This window comes from Pedobacter cryoconitis (assembly GCF_014200595.1).
GTDB lineage: Bacteria > Bacteroidota > Bacteroidia > Sphingobacteriales > Sphingobacteriaceae > Pedobacter > Pedobacter cryoconitis_C.
In genome coordinates this window covers 44,866-67,846 of the sequence record NZ_JACHCG010000002.1, presented here as the reverse complement: position 1 = coordinate 67,846, position 22,981 = coordinate 44,866, and the positions used below count along the sequence as shown (strand labels likewise).

At 38.4% G+C, this 22,981-nt stretch carries 24 protein-coding genes; 11 read left to right on the top strand and 13 right to left on the bottom strand.

All coding sequences use genetic code 11. The features are described from left to right. Position 1 precedes the first annotated feature (1 nt). Complete coding sequence (locus HDE70_RS14155; RefSeq protein ID WP_183891032.1) at positions 2-703, top strand: SDR family oxidoreductase; 702 nt, start codon at positions 2-4, stop codon at positions 701-703. 7 nt (positions 704-710) lie between these two features. Here HDE70_RS14155 and HDE70_RS14150 read toward each other — a convergent pair whose 3' ends face one another. Next, the gene (locus HDE70_RS14150) at positions 711-1,760 is read right to left on the bottom strand and encodes a hypothetical protein (RefSeq protein ID WP_183891031.1); all 1,050 of its coding nucleotides are present in this window, start codon (positions 1,758-1,760) and stop codon (positions 711-713) included. A 180-nt stretch (positions 1,761-1,940) separates the two neighbouring features. Here HDE70_RS14150 and HDE70_RS14145 point away from each other — a divergent pair, with 180 nt between their 5' ends. Then, a complete protein-coding gene (locus tag HDE70_RS14145) occupies positions 1,941-2,444 on the top strand; it encodes a C40 family peptidase (RefSeq protein WP_183869511.1) in 504 nt (167 codons plus the stop codon). A 13-nt stretch (positions 2,445-2,457) separates the two neighbouring features. On the opposite strand, the gene HDE70_RS14140 is transcribed toward HDE70_RS14145, so the two are convergent. Both HDE70_RS14140 and HDE70_RS14135 read right to left on the bottom strand, forming a co-directional pair. Continuing rightward, a complete protein-coding gene (locus HDE70_RS14140; protein ID WP_183869512.1) occupies positions 2,458-3,351 on the bottom strand; it encodes a flavin reductase family protein in 894 nt (297 codons plus the stop codon). Continuing rightward, positions 3,351-4,346 (bottom strand): fumarylacetoacetate hydrolase family protein, encoded by a 996-nt coding sequence (locus HDE70_RS14135; RefSeq protein ID WP_183869513.1) that lies wholly within the window; start codon positions 4,344-4,346, stop codon positions 3,351-3,353. Before HDE70_RS14135 ends, HDE70_RS14140 begins: the two co-directional genes overlap by 1 nt. Positions 4,347-4,693: 347 nt before the next feature. Here HDE70_RS14135 and HDE70_RS14130 point away from each other — a divergent pair, with 347 nt between their 5' ends. The 3 genes from HDE70_RS14130 to HDE70_RS14120 all read left to right on the top strand — a co-directional run bounded on the left by HDE70_RS14130 (position 4,694) and on the right by HDE70_RS14120 (position 8,403). Beyond that, on the top strand, positions 4,694-5,860 hold the full coding sequence (locus HDE70_RS14130) for a homogentisate 1,2-dioxygenase (protein ID WP_183869514.1): 1,167 nt from the start codon (positions 4,694-4,696) through the stop codon (positions 5,858-5,860). A 58-nt stretch (positions 5,861-5,918) separates the two neighbouring features. Continuing rightward, positions 5,919-7,046, top strand: coding sequence for a 4-hydroxyphenylpyruvate dioxygenase (hppD, locus tag HDE70_RS14125; protein ID WP_183891030.1), 1,128 nt, complete (start codon positions 5,919-5,921; stop codon positions 7,044-7,046). Between the two features lie 436 nt (positions 7,047-7,482). Beyond that, positions 7,483-8,403 (top strand): YihY/virulence factor BrkB family protein, encoded by a 921-nt coding sequence (locus HDE70_RS14120; RefSeq protein ID WP_183869516.1) that lies wholly within the window; start codon positions 7,483-7,485, stop codon positions 8,401-8,403. Here the strand turns inward: HDE70_RS14120 and HDE70_RS14115 are convergent. Both HDE70_RS14115 and HDE70_RS14110 read right to left on the bottom strand, forming a co-directional pair. Then, positions 8,400-8,678, bottom strand: coding sequence for a hypothetical protein (locus HDE70_RS14115; RefSeq protein WP_183891029.1), 279 nt, complete (start codon positions 8,676-8,678; stop codon positions 8,400-8,402). The two genes, HDE70_RS14120 and HDE70_RS14115, sit on opposite strands and share 4 nt — an antisense overlap. Before the next feature lie 141 nt (positions 8,679-8,819). After that, on the bottom strand, positions 8,820-9,419 hold the full coding sequence (locus tag HDE70_RS14110) for a porin family protein (protein ID WP_183891028.1): 600 nt from the start codon (positions 9,417-9,419) through the stop codon (positions 8,820-8,822). A gap of 172 nt (positions 9,420-9,591) precedes the next feature. On the opposite strand from HDE70_RS14110, the gene HDE70_RS14105 reads away from it, so the two are divergent. Beyond that, positions 9,592-11,358, top strand: coding sequence for a histidine kinase N-terminal 7TM domain-containing protein (locus HDE70_RS14105; RefSeq protein WP_183869519.1), 1,767 nt, complete (start codon positions 9,592-9,594; stop codon positions 11,356-11,358). A gap of 50 nt (positions 11,359-11,408) precedes the next feature. On the opposite strand, the gene HDE70_RS14100 is transcribed toward HDE70_RS14105, so the two are convergent. The 4 genes from HDE70_RS14100 to HDE70_RS14085 all read right to left on the bottom strand — a co-directional run bounded on the left by HDE70_RS14100 (position 11,409) and on the right by HDE70_RS14085 (position 14,987). Then, positions 11,409-11,708: a hypothetical protein gene (locus HDE70_RS14100; RefSeq protein ID WP_068395075.1), complete on the bottom strand. Its 300-nt coding sequence runs from the start codon at positions 11,706-11,708 to the stop codon at positions 11,409-11,411. A 153-nt stretch (positions 11,709-11,861) separates the two neighbouring features. Then, positions 11,862-12,446, bottom strand: coding sequence for a riboflavin synthase (locus tag HDE70_RS14095; RefSeq protein ID WP_183891027.1), 585 nt, complete (start codon positions 12,444-12,446; stop codon positions 11,862-11,864). A 5-nt stretch (positions 12,447-12,451) separates the two neighbouring features. Then, positions 12,452-13,936, bottom strand: coding sequence for an acetyl-CoA carboxylase biotin carboxylase subunit (accC, locus tag HDE70_RS14090; protein ID WP_183869521.1), 1,485 nt, complete (start codon positions 13,934-13,936; stop codon positions 12,452-12,454). A 10-nt stretch (positions 13,937-13,946) separates the two neighbouring features. Further along, the gene (locus HDE70_RS14085) at positions 13,947-14,987 is read right to left on the bottom strand and encodes a threonine aldolase family protein (RefSeq protein WP_183891026.1); all 1,041 of its coding nucleotides are present in this window, start codon (positions 14,985-14,987) and stop codon (positions 13,947-13,949) included. 506 nt (positions 14,988-15,493) lie between these two features. Between HDE70_RS14085 and HDE70_RS14080 the strand changes: the two genes are divergently transcribed. Next, the gene (locus tag HDE70_RS14080; RefSeq protein WP_183869523.1) at positions 15,494-16,357 is read left to right on the top strand and encodes an N-acetylglucosamine kinase; all 864 of its coding nucleotides are present in this window, start codon (positions 15,494-15,496) and stop codon (positions 16,355-16,357) included. A 78-nt stretch (positions 16,358-16,435) separates the two neighbouring features. On the opposite strand, the gene HDE70_RS14075 is transcribed toward HDE70_RS14080, so the two are convergent. Next, a complete protein-coding gene (locus tag HDE70_RS14075; RefSeq protein WP_068395066.1) occupies positions 16,436-17,125 on the bottom strand; it encodes an NUDIX hydrolase in 690 nt (229 codons plus the stop codon). A 117-nt stretch (positions 17,126-17,242) separates the two neighbouring features. Here HDE70_RS14075 and pfkA point away from each other — a divergent pair, with 117 nt between their 5' ends. The 3 genes from pfkA to gap are packed head-to-tail and all read left to right on the top strand — an operon-like array spanning position 17,243 to position 20,080. Then, positions 17,243-18,229: a 6-phosphofructokinase gene (gene pfkA, locus HDE70_RS14070; RefSeq protein ID WP_183869524.1), complete on the top strand. Its 987-nt coding sequence runs from the start codon at positions 17,243-17,245 to the stop codon at positions 18,227-18,229. A gap of 1 nt (position 18,230) precedes the next feature. Continuing rightward, the gene (locus HDE70_RS14065) at positions 18,231-19,073 is read left to right on the top strand and encodes a hypothetical protein (protein WP_183869525.1); all 843 of its coding nucleotides are present in this window, start codon (positions 18,231-18,233) and stop codon (positions 19,071-19,073) included. Between the two features lie 5 nt (positions 19,074-19,078). Next, positions 19,079-20,080 (top strand): type I glyceraldehyde-3-phosphate dehydrogenase, encoded by a 1,002-nt coding sequence (gap, locus tag HDE70_RS14060; protein WP_068395060.1) that lies wholly within the window; start codon positions 19,079-19,081, stop codon positions 20,078-20,080. 68 nt (positions 20,081-20,148) lie between these two features. On the opposite strand, the gene HDE70_RS14055 is transcribed toward gap, so the two are convergent. The 3 genes from HDE70_RS14055 to HDE70_RS14045 all read right to left on the bottom strand — a co-directional run bounded on the left by HDE70_RS14055 (position 20,149) and on the right by HDE70_RS14045 (position 22,391). Beyond that, positions 20,149-20,385: a hypothetical protein gene (locus HDE70_RS14055; protein ID WP_183869526.1), complete on the bottom strand. Its 237-nt coding sequence runs from the start codon at positions 20,383-20,385 to the stop codon at positions 20,149-20,151. A 172-nt stretch (positions 20,386-20,557) separates the two neighbouring features. Continuing rightward, positions 20,558-21,319, bottom strand: coding sequence for a LytR/AlgR family response regulator transcription factor (locus tag HDE70_RS14050; protein ID WP_183891025.1), 762 nt, complete (start codon positions 21,317-21,319; stop codon positions 20,558-20,560). Further along, the gene (locus HDE70_RS14045; RefSeq protein ID WP_183869528.1) at positions 21,300-22,391 is read right to left on the bottom strand and encodes a sensor histidine kinase; all 1,092 of its coding nucleotides are present in this window, start codon (positions 22,389-22,391) and stop codon (positions 21,300-21,302) included. The genes HDE70_RS14050 and HDE70_RS14045 overlap by 20 nt, the downstream gene beginning before the upstream one ends. A 134-nt stretch (positions 22,392-22,525) precedes the next feature. Between HDE70_RS14045 and HDE70_RS14040 the strand changes: the two genes are divergently transcribed. Continuing rightward, positions 22,526-22,909, top strand: coding sequence for a hypothetical protein (locus HDE70_RS14040; protein WP_183869529.1), 384 nt, complete (start codon positions 22,526-22,528; stop codon positions 22,907-22,909). Positions 22,910-22,981: the final 72 nt, after the last annotated feature.

The following is a 22,981-nucleotide window of genomic DNA, read 5'->3' as shown; positions in this document are numbered from 1 at the left end:
CATGAATATTGTATTAACAGGAGCAAGCAGCGGAATAGGTTTTGAAGCTGCTTTGGAATTTACTTTACAAACTGAAAATAAGGTAGTCTGTATTGCCAGATCTGCTGATAAACTGAGAAAATTATTAGAGATCGCAAAAGGTATAAATCCGGACTGCACGTTATTGCCGGTTGAGTTTGATATTGTAAATGATGATTATGCAGCTTTAGTCCCGTTTTTAAAAGAAAGACTGGGTACCATAGATATTCTGATCAACAATGCGGGTGCATTGATTAATAAACCATTCTTAGAGCTTTCTGCTGAAGATTTAAATAAAATGTTTCAAAGTAATGTGACTGGTCATTTTAATATGATTCAGAATTTGCTGCCATTAATGCATAGTGGAAGTCATATTGTAAATATAGGAAGTATGGGCGGTTTCCAGGGAAGCGTTAAATTTCCGGGACTTGCAGCCTATTCATCAAGTAAAGGTGCATTGCATACCTTAACAGAGTGTTTAGCTTTTGAATTGGCTGATAGAGGGATTAAGGTGAATTGCCTGGCTTTAGGGTCGGCACAAACAGAAATGCTGGAACAGGCTTTTCCGGGTTATCAATCTCCTGTAATGGCTTTCGAAATGGGTAAATATGTAGCTGACTTTGCGAGAACCGGCCATAAGTTTTTCAATGGGAAGATACTTCCCGTTGCGGTGACTACACCCTAAAAGGCAATTACTTACCTTTTTTGAGCTGGTCTAACATATCCTTTATAGCATGGAGCTGATTTTGCTGATCCTGATATTTTTTCTCCAACGAATCAAAGTTGGATTTCAGCGTAGTTACCTCAGCATCTTTTTCAAATAAATAGAGTGTTAATTCCTCGACTTTTTTAGTCAAGAGTGTATTTATTTCACCTAATTTCAAACCTTTGGTTTCGACTTCTGCTGCCGAAGGCATCTCTGGTAAGTGATGATTCTGTTCAACATAGGTCTTAACCTCATTCAAAGTAAGGAGATTATACCTAGGTTTAAAAACATAATCAGGCCAGGCCTTTAAATCAACCCTTACCTCTTTGGAGTGGATTACTCCATTAACTGCAAGTTTTTCATCTGGTGTCGTAGTTCCAATACCAACATTACCGGATGAAAAATTATGATAACTCGCTCTATACTCTAAAGGTTTCAATGATGTATTTGCATCATTAATTGCCCCTATTAATAATGCCAATGGATCTGCTATTCCTGTAGTAATACCAAAGTTAATATCTGTAGCAGCTTTAACCTGCAGTTTATTTCCCGGATTTATTATACCAATACCAACATTACCAGATGAAAAATTATGATAACTCGCTCTATACTCTAAGGGTTTCAATGATGTATTTGCATCATTAATTGCCCCTATTAATAATGCAAATGGATCTGCTATTCCTGTAGTAATGCCAAAGTTGACATCTGCAGCAGCTTTAACCTGCAGTTTATTTCCTGGATTTATTATACCAATACCAACATTACCAGATGAAAAATTATGATAACCCGCTCTGTACTCTAATGGTTTCAATGATGTATTTGCATCATTAATTGCCCCTATTAATAGAGCGGATGGATCGGATATACCTGTAGTAACACCAAAGTTGACATCTTTCGCTACTTTAACCTGAAGCTTATTCCCTGGAGTTGCTATACCAATACCTACATTACCATTTACAGAAAAAATATTATCCTGAGCATAAGAGGTATTAATTGTGAAAGTTACTGCTGTTAAAAAAATAAATATATTCTTCAATTGATGAGCTTTAAGATGATTAAGGCCACCAATATAGCAATTTGTTATCCAAATAATACAATAATTATAAATTCCCTCAAGTTTTCATCAGGCCGATATATCCATAAGGTCCAATCTGGAAGCATCAGTCTCAACTTTATATTGCTTTGTGAAATATTTTAATAACTTAGCGGACGATATATGAAGAAAAGCCTGTTATTATTCTGCTTCGTAGTTCTTTTTGCCGCTTCCGGCAAGTCGCAGACGATTCCTGTTAAGTATCAGGAATTACTCAAAAAAATGGTTGCTAATAAAACCTCTGATCAATTGATAGGTTTTGCAAAAACACTCATCGGAATTCCTTACAGATATGCATCAAGTAACCCGGCTACCGGATTTGATTGCTCAGGTTTTGTCAGTTATGTATTTCATAACTTCGGTGTAAATGTTCCGCGTTCTTCTACAGAATTTAACCAGGCAGGAACTCCGGTTAAACTGGAAAATGCAAAGGTTGGTGATGTACTTATTTTCACCGGAACAAATCCAAGAAAGCGTGTGGTAGGCCACGTTGGCATTATTGCAGACATTGAAGGAGATACTATTAAGTTCATCCATTCTACTTCTGGTAAAGCACATGGTGTAACCGTTACCACACTTAATCCATATTACAAAAGCCGCCTGATGAGAGCAGTTAGTATTCTATAATAGTCTACTATACTTAGCTTTCCAGCAAAACTACTTTCAAAGCATCAGGCACTTCGCCCCTGCTTAACATTTCTTTAGCGAGTTCATGTAATTCACGCTGACGGTTTACACCATCGCCTATTGTTGCATCCAATACCTCTTTGACAGCAGGATGATTCCTCATCAGATCAATTTCTTCTTCTGAAGGGACTTTCTCTATATTTCCGAGCATTCCAAGGTCATTACCACTCAATACATAAGAGTTTCTTACACCATGTGGCAAAGCATCAATACCAATACCCAATGTAGTTAATGGTTTTGCAACTTTAAACAGGTTATCTGCTGTTACCCGGCAATACCAGTCACCGCCTAAACGGGCTACCAAATCTATTTTCGCCTGATCAATTTTCCCATCCTCATCTAAAATCTCTTCTTTGATGTGAATCAGTTTTATTTCAGCAAGGATCAGGTTTCCGGCACCAGGGTTATCCCCAAGATGAATTACTTCAGTTACAATACATTCCATTTGAACAGGGGCTTCAGCAACGCGTGGCGGCTTAACCAGTTGCGAAGGAAGCATGGTAAAACCAGCTTTTTCAAATTCATTAATCCCTTTCGCGTATTCAGTACTCGCCAGGCTGGTTTGCTGAACCATCGGATAATTCACGATATTAATCACGCATTCTTTAACTTCCAGGATATTTTCAAGCGTGTGTTTAGTTGTATTGTCACGCACCCTTCTCGCCGGTGAAAAAACACAAAGCGGTGGATTCGTACTAAACATGTTGAAGAAACTGAAAGGGCTTAAATTGATATTTCCTTCTTTATCAATTGTGGTAGCGAAACATATCGGTCTTGGCGCAACTGCATATTGTAAATAGTTTTGCAGTTGCGCCGGACTCAAATCTGAAGTTTTAACTGTCAGCATTATTTTTTAAGAGCTAGAATAGAAAAATCAGTATCCACTTTGCGGATTGTATTGCTTAAACGGCCAAGACCAGTGATTTCCATCTCTACCACATCACCATCCTGTAACCATTGTGGTTTAAAGTCCGGATCATTTAACAAACCTGTACCATTCAATTCCAGAAAACAACCTGTACCTACTGTACCTGAACCGATTACATCACCTGGCAAAATATCCACACCATAAGCGCAACGCTCAATAATTTCGGCAAACGTCCAGTCCATATCAGCTGTATTACCAGCAGAAACCTGGATTCCGTTCACTGTACAAGTCATTTCCAGGTTATAGCTGTTTCCAGTATGACCTGCTTTAGGTGCGGTTTTATATTGTTCCAATTCATCCGGAGTCACTAACCACGGGCCAATTACCGTAGAAAAGTCTTTTCCTTTTGCAGGGCCTAAGTTTAACAACATTTCTTCCATCTGCAACGTTCTGGCGCTCATGTCATTCATAATCATATAACCTGCAATATAAGCATCAGCTTCAGCAGCTTTAATGTTTCTTCCTTTTTTACCGATAACCACTGCTACCTCAAGTTCAAAATCCAGTTTCTGGAAATGATCAGGCATACATTCAATTTCTCCAGGTCCCTGGACCGCATTATGGTTGGTAAAATAAAAGATAGGATATTGATCAAATTCAGCAATCATATCTACTTTGCGGTTTCTGCGTGCGGCAGCAACGTGCTGACGAAAAGCATAACCATCTCTGCAAGAGCTTGGATGCGGAACTGGTGCTACAACTTCATAAAAAGCTTCTTCTTTAGGTTCGATTTCACCCGATTTAATTTTAGCATCAATCGCTAATGCCCGTTCCATCAGCACTTCGGAATCTTTTAAAAACTCGTTCATATCATTTGGGATCTGCTTATCGCATGAATTCAAATTGTAGATATGCCCGCTGATGAAAACACCAAGGTGTTCTCTGTCTTCTGTTTTGTAGGATACTAATTTCATATAGTTTTATTTTTGGTAGCACAATGTATAGTACAGTGCTTCAAAGCTAGAGAATTTAGCCCACAATGAACAAAAGCCTGTGAAATAAATGACAATAGATTATATGGCATAAATTTGATAGCTAACAATATAATTCTTAATTTAGCCTTCGCAACAATGACAAAGCGCAAATTAAAATATCAGGATCGTATTGCCAGCCAGGTACTGGCCGGGTTCAGGTATGCTATGCTCTCTAAGCTCATTTTTGCACAATACTCCATTTAAGCTTTTTTCTAAAGCTATCGCATATTAAACGTTCTCACGTTTTTTATTCATCCTACATTTCAACCATTTTATAACCTATAGATATGCCTATTTATCATACCTTAGGAACCATTCCACCTAAAAGGCACACTGTTTTTAGAAAACCAGACGGTGAACTTTATGCAGAGGAACTGGTATCCACCGAAGGATTTTCGAGCTTGTATTCGCTTGTCTATCACTGTCATCCGCCAACGATCGTTAAATCGCTCGGAGAACCTTATTCTGTAGAACCTAAAATTGCCAGAGAGAAACATCTGAAACACACCTCTCTGATCGGTTTTAATGTAGCTCCGGAAGACGATTATCTGAAAAGCAGAAAACCGGTTCTGGTTAACAGCGACTTACACATCTCTCTCGCTGCACCAAGGAAATCCATGACTGATTATTTCTATAAAAACAGTCAGGCTGATGAAGTTATTTTCATTCACCAGGGAACAGGAACATTAAAAACAGGCTTTGGAAAGATTCGTTTTGCTTACGGCGATTACCTGGTTGTACCACGTGGTACAATCTACCAGATGGAATTTGATGACGAAAAGAACCGTTTGTTCATCGTGGAAAGTTTCAGCCCGGTAAGGTCTCCAAAACGTTACAGAAATGAATATGGCCAGCTGATGGAACATTCTCCTTATTGTGAGCGTGATATCAGAAGACCAGCAGATCTGGAAACTATTGATGAATTCGGTGATTTTAAGGTACTGATAAAAAAACAAGGATTAATGTACCCTTATACTTATGGTACACATCCCTTTGATTTTGTAGGCTGGGATGGCTTCCATTATCCGTGGGCTTTCTCTATTCATGATTTCGAGCCAATTACCGGTCGTCTTCATCAGCCACCACCTGTCCACCAGACATTTGAGGGACATAATTTCGTGATCTGCTCTTTTGTACCGCGCAAATTTGATTACCACCCTTTATCTATTCCTGCTCCTTATAACCACAGCAATGTAGACAGCGATGAAGTTTTATACTATGTAGATGGCGACTTTATGAGCAGAAAAAGTGTAGTTAAAGGTCAGATCACACTCCACCCGGGAGGTATTCCTCATGGGCCACACCCTGGGACAGTAGAAAAATCAATCGGCAAAGAAAGTACAGAAGAACTTGCGGTGATGATTGATCCTTTCCGCCCTTTAATGCTTACAGAGGATGCATTGGCGATTGAGGATCCAGACTACCACAAGAGCTGGCAAATCAATGTAGAATAATCAAAAACTAACTTATTATACCTGAACAATTTTTTTAATTAAATAAAAAGACAAAAACATGCAAACACTAGTTGTAGAAAAAGACACAGAAGTGCGTGATTTCCTGCCGCTCAATGGCACAGACCATTTAGAGCTATATGTAGGTAATGCAAAACAATCTGCACACTTTTATAAAACAGCCTTTGGGTTCGAAACTGTGGCATATGCAGGCCCGGAAACCGGCCTGAGAGATAGAGCTTCCTATGTATTACAACAAGGAAAAATAAGATTGGTACTGACCACACCGATGGGTTCTGAAGGCGTAATTGCAGAACATATTAAAACACATGGTGACGGAGTAAAGATCCTTGCACTATGGGTAGATGACGCTTATAAGTCGTACGAAGAAACCATTAAACGTGGTGCAGTTTCTTACCAGGAACCACAAACTTTAACAGATGAATTTGGTGAGGTCCGCACTGCGGGTATTTATACTTATGGCGAAACTGTCCATTTATTTGTAGAACGCAAAAACTATAAAGGTGCATTTATGCCTGGTTATGTTGCTGTAGAAGGCGGCTATCAGCCAGGAAATACAGGTCTTTTATATATTGACCACTGTGTTGGGAACGTAGGCTGGAACAGAATGAACGAAGCTGTGAAATGGTATGAAGATGTAATGGGCTTCAGAAATATCCTTTCATTTGATGATAAACAGATCAACACAGAATACTCTGCTTTAATGAGTAAGGTGATGAGCAACAAAAATGGCTACGTAAAATTCCCGATCAATGAACCTGCTGAAGGTAAAAAGAAATCTCAGATCGAAGAATACCTGGAGTTTTATAATGGTGAAGGTGTGCAGCATATTGCAGTAGCTACCCACGATGTTATTCAAACCGTAAGAGAGATGAAAGCACGTGGAGTAGAGTTTTTAAGCCCGCCGCCAAAAGCTTACTATGACACTTTAATAGAACGTGTTGGTAAAATCGATGAAGATATTGCGCCTTTACAAGAATTAGGCATCCTGGTTGATCATGATGAAGAAGGTTATTTACTTCAGATTTTCACTAAGCCTGTTCAGGATCGTCCGACTTTATTTTTTGAAATTATTCAGAGAAAAGGTGCGCAATCTTTTGGTGCAGGAAACTTTAAGGCTTTGTTTGAATCTTTAGAGCGTGAACAAGAACTAAGAGGTAACCTTTAAAATAGTATAAAACCATTGTTATTTATTGGCTGCGTTACGCTGTCTGAGGGGGTAGCGAATGTTAACATATGATATAACAATGGTTTTTTATAAAAAAAAATGAAAATTCGAATAGGGGTATTACCCCTTTTGCACGTTTAATCAGTCAGTACTTTAAACAGTAATCAAGTTTTATTGGTTTAATTTTCAAACTTATTGAGCTTAAATAGGTTATGTATAACCTGTAAGCTTATTACCAATGTGGTTTTACAGCCATATGGTGTGTTGTTTAGTTAATTATGTGGTGTGTTTAGCTAAATTGTTTACAAAAACCAGGCATAACTCGTGGGAAGGCCTTTCAGGTCTCCCGCGGGATTTCCCTGGTAAAGTTGTTTTTTTCTATCCTTCCATTCGGAAAATTTAAGTACTTTCGGGCTTCACCGGCAACCAGAGAGGCATGTTTAATATCACTATCCAAAGAATTCATATTTTTACAGTGCATTTCAGGAAAGCATTTAAACTCTTTCAAAAGAATGACCCGTTAAGACTGGCCGGAGCAACAGCCTTTTTCGCCAACTTTGCTTTACCACCTATATTATTGATCCTGATCAGGTTGTTCGGCTTTTTCATCGACCGCAAGACTATGGCAAACCGGATTTTCGAACGTCTGGGAACCATACTGGATGACAGCAGTACCCAACAAATCAGGCAAACTTTAAGAAATATCAGGGGAATGGACCATAAATGGTACGCCACATTACTGAGTTTTGTATTTTTCCTGTTTGTGGCGACCACACTTTTCGCAGTGATCAAGAATTCCATGGATCAGATCTGGTCTATCGGCATGAAAGAACATACAAGTTTTCTGTTTAAACTAAAAATAAGAGCAAGATCCATGGTGATTATTCTGCTGGCAGGCTTATTATTCTTTATAGGGTTGCTAACAGATAGTCTGCAAGCTTTTATTGGTGTATATATCAACACAGCCTCTCCTACTTTCGCAAGGGTATTTCTAATGATCTTAAACCAATTGCTGTTTGTTGCAATTGTAACCACCTGGTTCAGCGTTTTATTCCGCTTTCTGACAAGTGGAAGACCGACATGGAAATCTTCAATCAGAGGTGGCATTCTAACTGGAATACTTTTCACACTTGGGAAATACATTCTACGTATCGCATTACCAATGAGCAACATAGGAAACATCTATGGGGCATCTGGTTCTATTGTACTGATTATGCTTTTTGTATTTTATTCTTCCTTTATCTTTTATTTCGGAGCTTGTTTTGTGAAAGTGCTGAGTGATGCCAAAGATACTCCCATACGCCCCATTAAAGGAGCATTTAATTATGAAATCAAAGAAATCCTAAAGCCATCCTAAGTCAGTTCCGGCAAAGCAGTCCGCTCAAATCCCTGCATTTCAAATACAGCTAATTTGTTCAGGAGATTATAGTGAAGGGTACCAAAAAAATTAATAATTCCGTCTTTATTTTTGCCTTCGATACAAATACTCTCCTTAGAGACCTCAGGATGTTGCAAAAACTGTACAGCTAGTACTTCTTCGTCCTTTATTTTAATATCGGCGATATCGATAGCATACTCTTTCATCAGCAATAAAAAGCTGGTTCCATTCAATAATAACTCTTTGATACTCATAGCGTAAGGATTTAAGGTTAGGGAAGATTATTCCAGCAAATTTAACGCCAAAAAAAAGGAGTAAACGTGATCCGTTTACTCCTTTTTTGCATAGCAGGACTTTAAAGGACTGCTAATCGTTTTACTCAATAAATTCCGGGCTTAAAAAAGTTTAAGTGCCAATCCTAAAGTAAATAAGTTTAATCTCTGGCCATCATAGTTTTGTTTTCCCAATTTGGTAATACCAGCCTCATATCTAAGGTCTACACCTAATTTACCAAGATCTAAACCAGCACCAAACTGCCATGCAACAGCTTGTTTTTTGAAATCACCACTAAAAATATTACTCGTAGCAGCACCAAAAGATTGTTTATCATCCAAAATAAATGAAACTACAGGACCTGTATTTAAACGCACTCCGATACCAGCCGCACCAATTTTAGTACCAATCAATAAAGGCACATCAAGACTTGTAAATTTAACTTTGTTTTCCTGACCAGCAAATGCAGGATCGTTGCTCACCATTGTCGTGTTTTTACCTGACAAATAAAGCTCCGGTTGAAAATGTATCCCTGCTGCTCCGATTCTGGCCCAAACACCTGCATAATAACCCGCTGAGTTATCACTGCTAAATGTATTGTGGGTACTTAATTTAGAAAGATTGGCTCCTCCTTTAACACCAAATTGAAAAGATGGCAGTATCTGGCCAAAAGCTACTGCGCTAAAGCAGATAAACAATGAGAATAGAACAATTTTTTTCATAAATTTTTATTTGTTTGTTATTTTAAAGGTAATCAAGCACAATATGGCTTTTATATGGAGTAAAATTAGGATTATTTTTTTTGCAAACTAAATTACGTCAATTTAAATTAATCGCACGTTATTTCATAGCTTTGTTTATGCTCCCGAACCTTATGCTGCAATCAGTTTTCTAATGGATTTAGATTTTAACCTCTATGCATTAAGCCTGATTATTTCTGGCATTATTACCCTTCTGCTTTCCGGATATATCTTAAGTAATGAAAAAGGTACAGTCCGTTGGGTAGGCTACCTGATGTTGTCTAATTCAGTCTGGTCTCTGGCTTATGGCTTTGAGCTGGCCAGCAAAACGTTAGAGCACATGAAGATGCTCATTGACGTTGAATACCTGGGTATTGTGGCTGTTCCTTTTTACTGGTTTTTATTCTGTTTAGATCTGGCAGGAAAAGAAAAATGGTTAAAAAAACCAGGTAATCAGTTTCTGATCACTGCTGTCCCTGTCCTGTACCTACTGCTGGTCTGGACTAATAATCTGCATCACCTGCATTATAAAAAGGTCAGTGTTGATTACAGCGGAAGCTTTCCTATGCTTAAAATCGTTCCTGGAATTGCCTTTTATTTTTTCATCTGTTATTTTTATGCACTGCTGATCGTCGGAAACTATTTTCTGGTTAAAAAATTCAGGCGTTCTGACCGTGTTTATAAAAAACAAAACAGGGTTATCCTGACCGCAGCAATGCTTCCATGGATAGCGAATTTCTCTTATTTAATCGGCTTAAGGCCAATTCCAAACCTGGATATCACTCCTTTCGCTTTTCAGGTCTCTACCTTTCTGATTTTTATAGCGATTTATAGATTTAAACTATTGAATGTACTGCCCGTTGCCAGAGAAAAAGTTCTGGAGCTGATGGGAGACGGATTCATGGTGCTGGATCACCGCAACCGGGTTATCGATTATAACTCTGCCTTTAAGAAATATATCAGTGTCTATCACGCAGACAAAATTATTGGTAAAGATGTGAATGAATTGCTGCAATACCAGCCAGAATTGCTGGATCTGCTCAATCAGCAAGAGTCCGGGAAAGTAGAGTTACTGGTACATACGGCAAACGGCGTATTTGATCTGGAAGCAGATGTTTGTTTTTTAAATGAAAACAAGCTCAATAGAAATGCAACGATTATTAAACTTCAGGATTTAACGAATGCCAGGCAGGAAGCTTTAAAATCTCAGCGTCAGGCAGAAGAACTTCAAAAATTAAATCAACTCAAAGACCGGATATTTTCTATTATGGCACATGACCTCAGAGGGCCATTGCTGAATCTGGCTGAGGTCTTAAAAATGACCTCTGATGATACCATTAGTGCAGAAGAATTTAAAGATCTTTCTCCTACGCTGACTAAAGACATTTCTTATACGACTGATTTATTAGAAAACATTCTGCATTGGTCAAGAAGCCAGCTGAAAGGATATGGAATTAATAAAGACCTTTTTGACCTGAAAAAACTGATTAGTTCAGAAGTTAGTTACCATCTTAAAGCTGCGTCAGTAAAAAAGATAAAGATTGTTCAGCAATTAACAGATGATCTGGTTGCTTATGCCGATTTGCTGATGATGCAGATTGTGATTCGTAACCTGATCATTAATGCAATCAAATTCTGCCACGAAAATTGTCAGATTAACATTACAGCTGCTTACATTAATGCAGAATACATAGGCTTACAAATTCAGGACAACGGCGTGGGTATTGCAATCGAAAATATTCAGAAAATTTTTAACGGAGAGAATTTCTCCAGCCGGGGCACACAAAATGAGAAAGGTACCGGAATCGGCTTAATGGTTTGCTGGGATTTTATGGAGCGTAACGAAGGAAGTATTACCATTGAGAGCGAATTAGGTACAGGAACTTTATTCAACCTGCGAATTCCCAGACACCAGGCATAAAAAAGGGCCGTTTAAAAAACAGCCCTTTTTTCACACAACAATCAGGTTTACTAACCCTTTGTCGCCTCATCGATGATTTGCTTTTCTTTAAGCACCTCAACATTATTCTTGTTACCAAAGTTTTGAGTTTTATCAGCAAAATAAGCTAATATCCCCACAATTGTATCCAGGTTATCAGCAACACGCTGATGCATATCTGGTAAATCTTTATCTAATTTTTTATCTCCTAATTCAATATTATCTACTTCAATCTTGCCGATTTTTTGAATAATTGCTTGTTGCGAATGTTGTAAGTCTTCTAATTCTCTTACAATCTTCTCCATTAATTCAAACTTTTTTAAAGTATCCATATGACTAAATTTTTATATTCTGCTGTAATTATTTACAATAAGTAGTAACCAATTACCTTGCCATAGATTTCAAGTCCTTCCGGAAAATGGGATAAACGTAAGATAAACAACGACATAAGGGATTTTAGTTTTAAAATCAAAAAATCAAACCACTTATTTATGAAGCAACCTTGCTACATATTTACCAATAATATCAAATTCAAGGTTAACCGTGTCCCCCGTATTTACTTCTTGTAAATTAGTATGTTCAAAAGTATAAGGAATAATAAATACAGAAAATTCATCAGCAGCAGAGTTAACCACTGTTAAGCTGATTCCGTTAATACAAACAGATCCCTTTTCAACCGTTACATTGCCTTTGCTGCTATCATATTTAAAACGGTATTCCCAGCTGCCATCCAGTTCTTCTCTCAGCACACATACCGCAGTCTGGTCTACATGCCCCTGTACTATATGTCCGTCCAGGCGTCCGTTCATCTGCATACAACGCTCCAGATTCACTTTCATCCCTTCACTGAGGTGTTGAAGGTTACTTTTTTCCAGTGTCTCCTGAATAGCCGTAACCGTATGGGTCGTATCATTTAATGCCACAACAGTTAAACATACGCCGTTATGAGATACACTCTGATCAATTTTCAATTCATTACTCAGTGCAGATTCGATTGTAAAATGAAGATTTGTTCCTTCTGCTACAATCTCTTTTACTGTACCTAGTGTTTCAATAATTCCTGTAAACATAAATTTTAATATTTTGTCCGGTTTTTAAGCCAGTTGCTCGATGTTCCTTCTGCTGCTATGCTCACAGCAGAACTATTTTTTTTCTTCAGGCTTTTCAACGCGACTATTGCCGCAATCAGGGCTTCATCTTCGTCTGTATCTTCCTTGTTTTCGGGATTGAAGTATTTACCAACGAAATGGGTATCAAAATTTCCGGAAGTAAACGCCTCATGTTCCATTACAAATTTACCAAAGTTCAAAGTAGTTTGAATGCCTGTAATGTCATATTCTGAAATCGCCCTGCGCATTCTCGCAATAGCCTCTTTGCGGTCTGCACCAAAAGTAATCAGCTTGGCGATCATAGGGTCATAATACACAGGAATTTCCATTCCCTGTTCAAACCCATCATCTACCCTTACTCCGTTGCCTTTTGGTGTACGGTAAGTTTTCAAAACACCAATATCCGGAAGGAAATTGTGCTGAGGATCTTCCGCATAAACCCTGAGTTCTATCGCGTGGCCATTGATTTTTAAATCTTCCTGGCTATAGCTTAACTTTTCACCTCTGGCTATTTTTATTTGTTCTTTAACCAAATCCAATCCCGTGATCAATTCTGTCACCGGATGTTCTACTTGTAAACGGGTATTCATTTCCAGAAAAAAGAAATCAAGATTCTCATCCAGAATAAACTCTACTGTCCCCGCACCTGTATAATTAACAGATCTCGCTACATCCACAGCACATTTACCCATTTCCGCCCTGATTTCAGGACTGAGTACACTGGAAGGCGCTTCTTCAATCACCTTTTGATGCCTTCTCTGAATAGAACACTCCCTTTCAAACAAGTGGACAATATTTCCATAATTATCACCTAAAACCTGTATTTCTATATGCCTGGGAGAGGACACATATCTTTCTATAAACACTGCGCCATCACCAAATGCCGATTTCGCTTCACTCACTGCCAATTGCATCTGCTCTTCAAAAGCAGCAAGTTCTTCTACAATCCGCATTCCTTTTCCACCACCACCAGCGGCGGCTTTGATCAGTATTGGGAAACCAACTTCCTGTGCTCTGCGTTTCGCCTCTTCAATATCAGTAATTGCTTCTTCAGTTCCAGGAACCATAGGGATCTGATATTTCAGCGCAGCAGCTTTTGCAGACAATTTATTCCCCATAATAGCCATTGCCTCGGGTGAGGGGCCAATTAAAATCAGACCTGCCTCCTTCACCATTCCCGCAAACTCTGCATTCTCTGATAAAAACCCATACCCGGGATGGATCGCTTCTGCACCTGTCAGTAAACAAGCATCAATGATTTTCTGACCGGCTAAATAAGATTGACTTGCCGGGGCTGGCCCTATAAAAATTGCTTCATCTGCATAACGTACATGCAGCGCCTCTCTATCAGCCTCTGAGAACACAGCGACTGTCAAAATACCCATTTCCTTTGCAGAGCGCATAATACGCAAAGCAATCTCCCCCCTGTTGGCAATTAAAATCTTCTTCATATCGATCTGTTTAGGATTTTTTCACTGGTTTCAGTTCTTTGATCAACTGGACAGCCCGTGCAATCTGATTGGCATCTGTATTCAAATGCGTCACAAACCTTAAGGTATCCGGGCCAGTAGCACCGCATAAAATCCCGCTTTTGATCAAACTGTCCAATACACTTGCTGTCGTATAACTTTCAGCTATTTTAAAAATTACAATATTTGTTTCAACAGGCATCACAGCAGCTACAAAATCAGCAGCGCTCAAAGCATCAGCCAGTAACTGTGCATGCAGATGATCTTCAGCAAGCCTTACAACATGGTGATCCAATGCATAAATACCCGCAGCAGCAAGAAAACCTGCCTGTCGCATTCCGCCGCCAAATGCTTTACGGATCTTGTTTGCCTTGTGGATAGTTTCTTTAGTACCTAACAATACGGAGCCTACCGGTGCCCCCAGTCCTTTGGAAAGACAGATAGAAATCCCATCAAAATACTGTCCGTAATCTTCCGCAGCATCCCCGGTTTTAACCAGTGCATTAAATATCCTTGCCCCATCTAAATGAAGTTTCAACCCTTTACTTTTACATAATTCCGCAATTGGCGCAATCTGTTCCAGCGTGTAACAGGCCCCTCCCCCTTTATTCACGGTATTTTCCAGAACAACTAAACTTGAATCCGGATAATGGATATTATCTTCATTAATTTCCGGGCTGATGAGTTCGGGGCTTAAAATCCCTCTTGGCCCGTTCAGTAATCTGACCGATGCTCCCGAATGAAAAGCAATCCCTCCGCCTTCGTACCGGTAAACATGAGCAGTCTGATCGCATATCACTTCATCCATAGGCTGAGTAAAACATTTGATTGCGATCTGGTTTGTCATTGTTCCCGAAGGACAAAAAAGTCCGGCTTCCATATTAAAAAGCCTGGATAATTTACTTTCAAGTGCAGCTACGGTTTCATCTTCTCCATATACATCATCACCAACTTTTGCGGTCATCATCGCAGCGATCATTTCTGGTGTGGGTATAGTTACGGTATCACTTCTAAAATCTATTTTATTTTGCATAGAAAAAACAGGACAGCATACAATTTTAGTTTTTTGCGCTTCTTTTAATCCTTAAAGGTGAAATTATCACAATTACAGCTCACATCAAAGTATTTTTATTCGTGTGTTCGTTAAATACCACATAAAATTCTTTAATTGCTCTTTATGAGTGTTTTAAAATTGAATGATTGGGTATTTTAAAAGAATATTATGACATTTGTTCTCCCCGATAAAATATTAAAATTTGGAATTTAAAATAACTAGTGTAATTTTATCTTAGTGTTAATTTAACAATATCTTAATTACGAAGGCTTAAGACCTGAATATTTGCGGTTTACGAAGAAGCATAGGGAAGAAGATATTTGAATTGGGAAGGCTAACAGCTAGTAAATAGAAGGAATAATAATAAAATTGAAAAATAACTTACAAGGATAAACGCAGGAATCAGAAAAAAAAACTGAAAATGGAAAAAAACATGTTTGAAGTGTCAGGAATATTTACTTTTACCCCAAAAAAAACAAATTAAGATGATAGTTATTGCAGATGGTGGTTCAACCAAAACCAATTGGTGCTTAATTAATGAAGCTGGTAGAAAAATTCATTTTAATACCGAAGGTTACAATCCGTATTTTTCCCGTACAGATTATATCGTTGAATCTTTAAAAAAATCTTTACCAGATCATTTAGAGGCAGATAAGCTAACAGAAGTATATTATTATGGCGCAGGTTGTTCAACTGACGCGAATAAAAAAATTGTAGCGGATGCTATGGGACAGGTTTTCCCTAATGCAATCATCTTTATTGGCCATGATTTACTGGCTTCTTGCAGAGCATTACTGGGTGATGAACCAGGTTTTGCCGCAATCTTAGGTACAGGTACAAACTCATGTCTTTATGACGGAAGTGATATCTCTTTAAACATTGACTCTCTGGGATATTTCTTAGGAGATGAAGGCAGCGGTTGCTATATTGGTAAACGTATCCTTGGTGATTACATGAAAGGTTACATGCCTAAAGGCCTGAGAGAGAGTTTTTATGATAACTTCGCTTTAACGAACGAAGATATTTTTGATCATATTTACAACAAACCTCTTCCAAACCGTTTTTGTGCAGGATTTAGTAAATTCTTGTATGATTTCAAAGATAACTACGAGGATTATGCATTCTCTACAGTTGAATATGCTTTTACAGCATTTTTTGAAAATCTGGTTATTCACTACCCTAACTATAAAGAATATAGCCTGAACTGTGTAGGTTCTGTAGGTTATAGCTTCAGAGATATTTTAAGTATTGTTGCAGACAGGTACGAAATGGGCGTAGGAAAAATTATCCGTTCTCCTATAGATGATCTTGTTGATTACCATATGCAACCAGCCAGAAGTCTCAAATAGAAAAAAAACAAACAATATTAAAAATCCCGGTTATCAATAACCGGGATTTTTTTATGTTAAAACAGGACAGAGAGAAATTTAAAAGGAGATTTCTTTTCCAAATAACTTTCCATATTTTCTTTTATCAAAACGGTACAAGGTCGCCGCACGGAACGAAACTCCTTTTTGCTTTTCATTCAGATCCTTCAAAACATTAAAACTGAGCATCTTTTTCCTGAAATTCCTTTTATCCAGTTTCTTGCCCAGGATCACTTCATACACATTTTGTAACTGTGTCAAAGTGAATTTCTCCGGAAGTAATTCAAAAGCAATTGGCTGATGCTTGATCCTTCTTTTTATTTTTTCAAGTCCCTGATCAAATATTTTTTGATGGTCAAATGCCAGTGGAGGTAAATCCTTGACATTAATCCAGTGCGCTTGCTTCGCATAATTACTGATTGGCTTAAGAGCTTTATCCCCTCCCAATCGCAACATTGCATAATAAGCTACGGATATAATTCTTCCCTGAGGGTGACGGCCTACATCACCAAAAGTATAAAACTGTTCCATGTAGACATTCTCTATCCCCGTGAGTTCGTGCAAGATACGGGCCGCGGACTGATCCAGACTTTCGTTCTCATTGACAAGATACCCCGGAAGGGCCCACCAATCTTTAAAAGGTTCTTCATTCCTTTCAATCAGCAGAACTTTTAATTCTCCTTCATCAAATCCGAACAAAACACAATCAATTGAGAAGGTGGAATTAAGCTGTGGTAAGACTTCTTTCAAAACATTAAATTTTTAAAAACTAAAGCAAATTAATATACTTGTTTGCGATTTACATAAAATAAATCAAAATAAATTACTTAGTGTAATATCTACACGGTATATTCGTAATATAAACAGATGAAACCAAATATCAAAAATATCGCTGTATTGACATCTGGGGGTGACGCTCCCGGAATGAACGCATGCATCAGAGCAGTAGTACGTACCGGTATTTACAATGGTATAAATATGTTTGGAGTTTTGCAAGGTTATCAAGGATTAATAACTAACAATATTATTCCTATGGACGCCCGTTCAGTGAGCAATATCATCCATTTAGGCGGAACAGTACTTAAAACAGCACGCTGTTTAGAGTTTAAAACCGATGAAGGAATGGACCTTGCTTATGAAAACCTGAAATTGCACCAAATAGATGCCCTTGTTGTGATTGGCGGAGATGGTACTTTTACCGGGGCCCGTCGTTTTGCACAAAGACATCATATCAATGTAATTGCCATTCCTGGTACGATCGACAATGATTTATACGGTTCCGATTTTACTTTAGGCTATGATACTGCGATTAACACAGTTATTGAAGCCATAGATAAGATCAGGGATACTGCGGATTCGCATGACCGTTTATTTTTTGTAGAAGTAATGGGCCGGGATTCGGGTTGTATCGCTTTAAGGAGTGCTATTGCCTGTGGAGCTGAAGCTGTCTTGCTGCCTGAGAAAGCAACAAGTCTTGATGAACTGATTAAACAATTGGAAATCGGAGCAGCAACAAAAAAATCGTCCAGCATTGTAATTGTGTCCGAAGGGCATAAACAAGGTGGCGCATATGACATTGCGAAACATGTTAAAGAAAAGTTCAATCATTATGACACAAAGGTCACTATATTAGGACACTTGCAACGTGGCGGAAGCCCGAGCAGTTTTGACAGGATTTTAGGGAGCCGTTTAGGTTATGCCGCTGTAAATGAATTGCTGAAAGGCAGTACACAGCAGATGGTAGGCTTACGTGGCAATGATATCCGGTTAACCAGCTTAGACGAAGCGTTGACAGAGCATAGTTTTAAATTAGAAAGTGATCTTTTGGAAATGACTAAAGTTTTATCAATTTAACATGATAGCGGTAGTATATAGCGGCTCAAAAACTGCCCTGTGGAAAATAGCTAAAGACGGCAAAACCATTGCAGAATGCAGTATGCCTGGTATAAACCCGTTTTTTGTAGATCAGAAGTCGTTATTGCAGCAGTTGAATAAAAAATCTATTTTAATCAACAATGCAGAACAGATTAAAAAGATCCATGTTTTTGCTGCCGGAGCAACTTCCTTAGACCGCCGGAATGAATTAGTGGCTTCTTTAAGGATGTTCTTTAAATATAGCAAGATCACTGTTCAGGATGATTTATACGGTGCTGCTATCGCTGCCTGTTTCAATAAAAGCGGAGTTGTCGGTATCCTGGGAAGCGGTGCTAACTGTGCCTATTTTGACGGAACCAAACCTGAACCTAATAACTTCGGCCTGGGTTTTATTCTCAGTGATGAGGGTTCTGCGACCTACCTGGGCAAAATGATCCTGAAATATTACCTTCAGGAGAAGCTGCCAGCCGATCTGATGAAAAAATTCAGTAAAAAGTATGACCTCAACAGGTCAGAAATACTGGATAAAGTATACAAGAAAACTATGGCTCAGCAGTTTCTGAGCTCTTTCCTGGACTTCTTTATAGAAAACAGGGAACATGAATATATTCAGCAGCTACTAGATAACGGATTTCAGCGTTATATAGATACTTACCTGTTGCCTACGATCAAACTTCACCCTGGTGAAGAAGTACATTTTGTAGGGATAGTGGCAGGGAACTTTCAAGACCGATTGCGCGCTGTGGCAAAGAAGAATGGTTTTGAAATTACTACGATTACCAAAGAACCAATATATAATTTACTTAATTACTATTCAAATTAATAATAATGACAAAGATTGGAATAAACGGTTTTGGCCGTATCGGCAGATTAGTTTTTAGAGCTGCGTTAAAAAGAGGTCTGGACATCGTTGCAATAAATGATCTTGTAGAGCCAGATTACATGGCCTATATGTTGAAGTATGATTCTACGCATGGTCGTTTTGATGGAACTATCGAAGTAGTTGACGGACATTTAGTCGTTAACGGAAAAACTATCCGTATCACAGCTGAGAGAGACCCGGCTAACTTAAAATGGAATGAAGTAGGTGTTGAAACTGTTATTGAGTCTACAGGGTTATTCTTAACTCAGGCTGATGCAGAGAAACACCTTACCGCAGGTGCAAAAAGAGTTGTTCTTTCTGCTCCGGCTAAAGATGATTCAATCCCTACTTACGTAATGGGTGTAAATCATGATAAATTAACAGCAGATCAAACTGTTGTTTCTAATGCTTCTTGTACCACTAACTGCCTTGCGCCAATCGCTAAGGTGTTAAATGACAACTGGGGTATTGCTGAAGGCTTGATGAGTACTGTACATGCAGTTACTGCTACACAGAAAACTGTTGATGGTCCTTCTGCGAAAGACTGGAGAGGTGGACGTGGTGGTTTCTCTAACATCATTCCTTCTGCTACAGGTGCTGCTAAAGCAGTAACTAAGGTTATTCCTGAATTGAAAGGTAAATTGACTGGTATGGCTTTCCGTGTTCCGGTTGCTGATGTATCAGTAGTAGATTTAACTGTACGTTTAGAAAGACCAGCTACTTACCAACAGATTAAAGATGCGATGAAAGCAGCTTCTGAAGGTGAATTAAAAGGTGTGTTAGGTTACACTGAGGATGAAGTAGTTTCTTCTGACTTTATCGGTGATGACCACGCTTCTATCTTTGATGCAAACGCAGGTATTGCATTGAATGATAACTTCGTGAAAGTTGTTTCATGGTATGATAACGAATGGGGCTATTCTTCAGCATTAGCTAAATTCGTAGAGTACTACGGAAACTTAAAATAATATCTGTTTACACAGATTCATAGGTAGTTAGAACAGGGATTTTCCGCAAGGAAGATCCCTTTCTGGTTTTAAGTATTAAACTCATCCAGAGAATAAGGCATTTCTATACATAAAAATCCTTTTTCCAACAGCAATTGTTCTACTGCTATTGTACAAATCACCGGGCTCACTACTCTCAGAATTTTATCCACATCTTCTAAATCGAATGTCCAGTTCTTTTCACCTAAAAAGGCATTGAGTGCTGGCCTTAAACAATCCAGATCATCTTTGTCCTGGACTGATGTTTTAAATATAATTACATTCATCACTTATAGTTAAATAGTTCAAGATTCAGACATTACTGACAAATAATTTGCCGTGGTCTGGTAGAAACTGCTAAGCTAAAGATGAGGTAACAAATCAACTATCCAAAGGCATTTCAGGCCGAAGCGCACAAAAATGGCGGTGAACAGTCAAAAATAACCGGTAAACATGTCACTATTTTCTAGCCAGCCAATCCAGAAACTGAGGAGTCTTTTCTTTGCTGATCGTGATCGTCTCCTTGAAGGAAACCGAAAGGTTGATCACCAGCTTACGGGAGAAAAAATGGGCCGCATCTTTGACCGCTTTTCTGTTCACCAGGTATTGACGGTTGACTCTGAAAAAATCATCACCAGACAATTTCTCCAGCTCTTCCAGCTTCTTATTCAGCATATAACCCTGCTGATCAAATGTCAACAGCCTGGTTTCTTCATTTGCGATATAAAACAAAGCAATGTGATCAGTTTTAATGGGTATAATCTTGTCTTTATAAGTGACTAATATGGAAGAAGTCTTTTGTGGCATCTTGTTCACAAAAAGATCAAAAAGCGCATCATAAGATACACGCTGTTCAGAAAAACCTCTGCGTAAAGCGTGGTATTTATTCAAAGCCTGAGCAATGGATACTTCTGTGAAAGGCTTTAAAATGTAGTCAATACCATTTGTTTTGAAAGCGTTTAAAGCATATTCATCATAAGCAGTACAAAAAATTATAGGCGCAGTGATATTTACAGCTTTAAAAATATCAAAGCTCACCCCATCTCCTAACTGAATATCACTAAAAATCAGGTCCGGTGCAGGTGCATTTTGAAAATAAGCTACAGCTTCTTTAACAGACTTCAGAAAAGCGACCAGCTGCGCATCGGGCTGTAATTTTAAAATCACATCCGCAAGATCCTCAGCAGTTAATTTTTCATCCTCAATAATTACGATCTTCATTTTCTAAAATTTTTAAACGCACTGAAAAGAATTGACCATCATCTTTGATATCAATCTCATCACCTGATAACAACTTATACCTTTCTGCAAGATTCGCTAAACCACTTCCTGTGGAATGTTCAGTCACAGCTCTTAACTTCACATTGTTAAGTACAATAATAAAATCACCTTCCTGCCTGATTTCAATAACCAAAGGATCTTCATCAGTAAGCTCATTGTGCTTAATCGCATTTTCCAGCAGCGGCTGTAAGGAGAAAACTGGTAAGAATCTATCTGATTTTGTGATTTCAAAAGAGAACTGCAAAGCTTCACCAAAGCGGACTTTCTGCATTTCCAGATAGTCTATCCCTAATTTCATTTCTTCATTCAGCGTGGCCAGTCCACGTTTATTTCCCGACACCGATACTCTTAAAAAGTCCGACAACCGCAGCAGGTAATCTTCTGCCCTTTCCGGGCTCTTTTTAATCAGTGACTTCAGAATATTGAGTGCATTAAATAAAAAATGAGGTTGAATCTGCTGCTGTAACAATTGGTAGGCTGCTTCCGAGCTTGCCGCACTTAAACGTGAATTCTCTAGCTGTGCCTTATTATTGGCATCCTGTATAATAATAAAATTTTGCAGCAGCAGTAATATACTATTGATAAATAATCCCTGTAGTAAGATATAAAGATAGATGATATCCCCTTTAACTCTCACCACAATCATTTTTGCTGAGATTCCTTGTTGAACCAGGTAATTTTGAAGATTATACACCGTCCACATCACCAGCGTACTGATCAGGAAACTTGAAATGTAAAACCACACCGAACAATTGCGCCCGGTCGTATCATTCTCTTTCCTGAAAATCAGCAGCAAACAAGTATTCACGATACTAATCAGCATCAGCAGAAAAAAAGAGATCAATGACCGGTATAGTGCCCCCTGAACAGCCTCCCCCTCCATAAAAGCAGAACTAAAGGAAAACACGCAGATAACCAAAGAAATACAACAGCTTACTTTTAGTATATTTTTCGTGGGCAGCGTCGTTTTCATTGGAGCAAATATAGTCAGGATAAAAAACAGGTCTCTCATTTATTTTAGGCAAAGGTGCATCTTTAGCCCAATCTGATAAAACATTTCAGTCCCGAAGCGGACAACATCATACCTGAAATTGCTCAACCGCTTTAATATGGCTACATTTGCGGGATATTAAAAAAGCATAGTCATTGAGAAGATCAGTCTGCATTTTATTACTCGTTATCATTGCCTCACAATCCTTTAATAAATTGTGGGTCACGCTATCTTTTAAAATGAATGAGCGCTATATTTCAACTGTGCTTTGCGAGAATAAAAACAGGCCTGAAATGCATTGTAACGGCAGGTGTATTTTAGCTAGAAAGTTAAAACTGGCCGAAGACAATGAGCAAAAGCAAAGAAATCAGAATCAGGAAAACACAAACATCTTATTTTTCTGCAAACTGAACAAACTTAAGTTTACAGGTTTTCTTGCAGCCGCACAAAAGGATAATTTCAACCGGTTTTATCTCCATTTCAAACCTTCCTCTTTTCATAACGATATCTTCAGACCACCACAGGTAACTTTCTCTTAATCTTTATTGGTATACCCTGTTTATCTCTGAATAACGCGAATTAATTCCGTTGTCCGGATACGGGTTGCTATG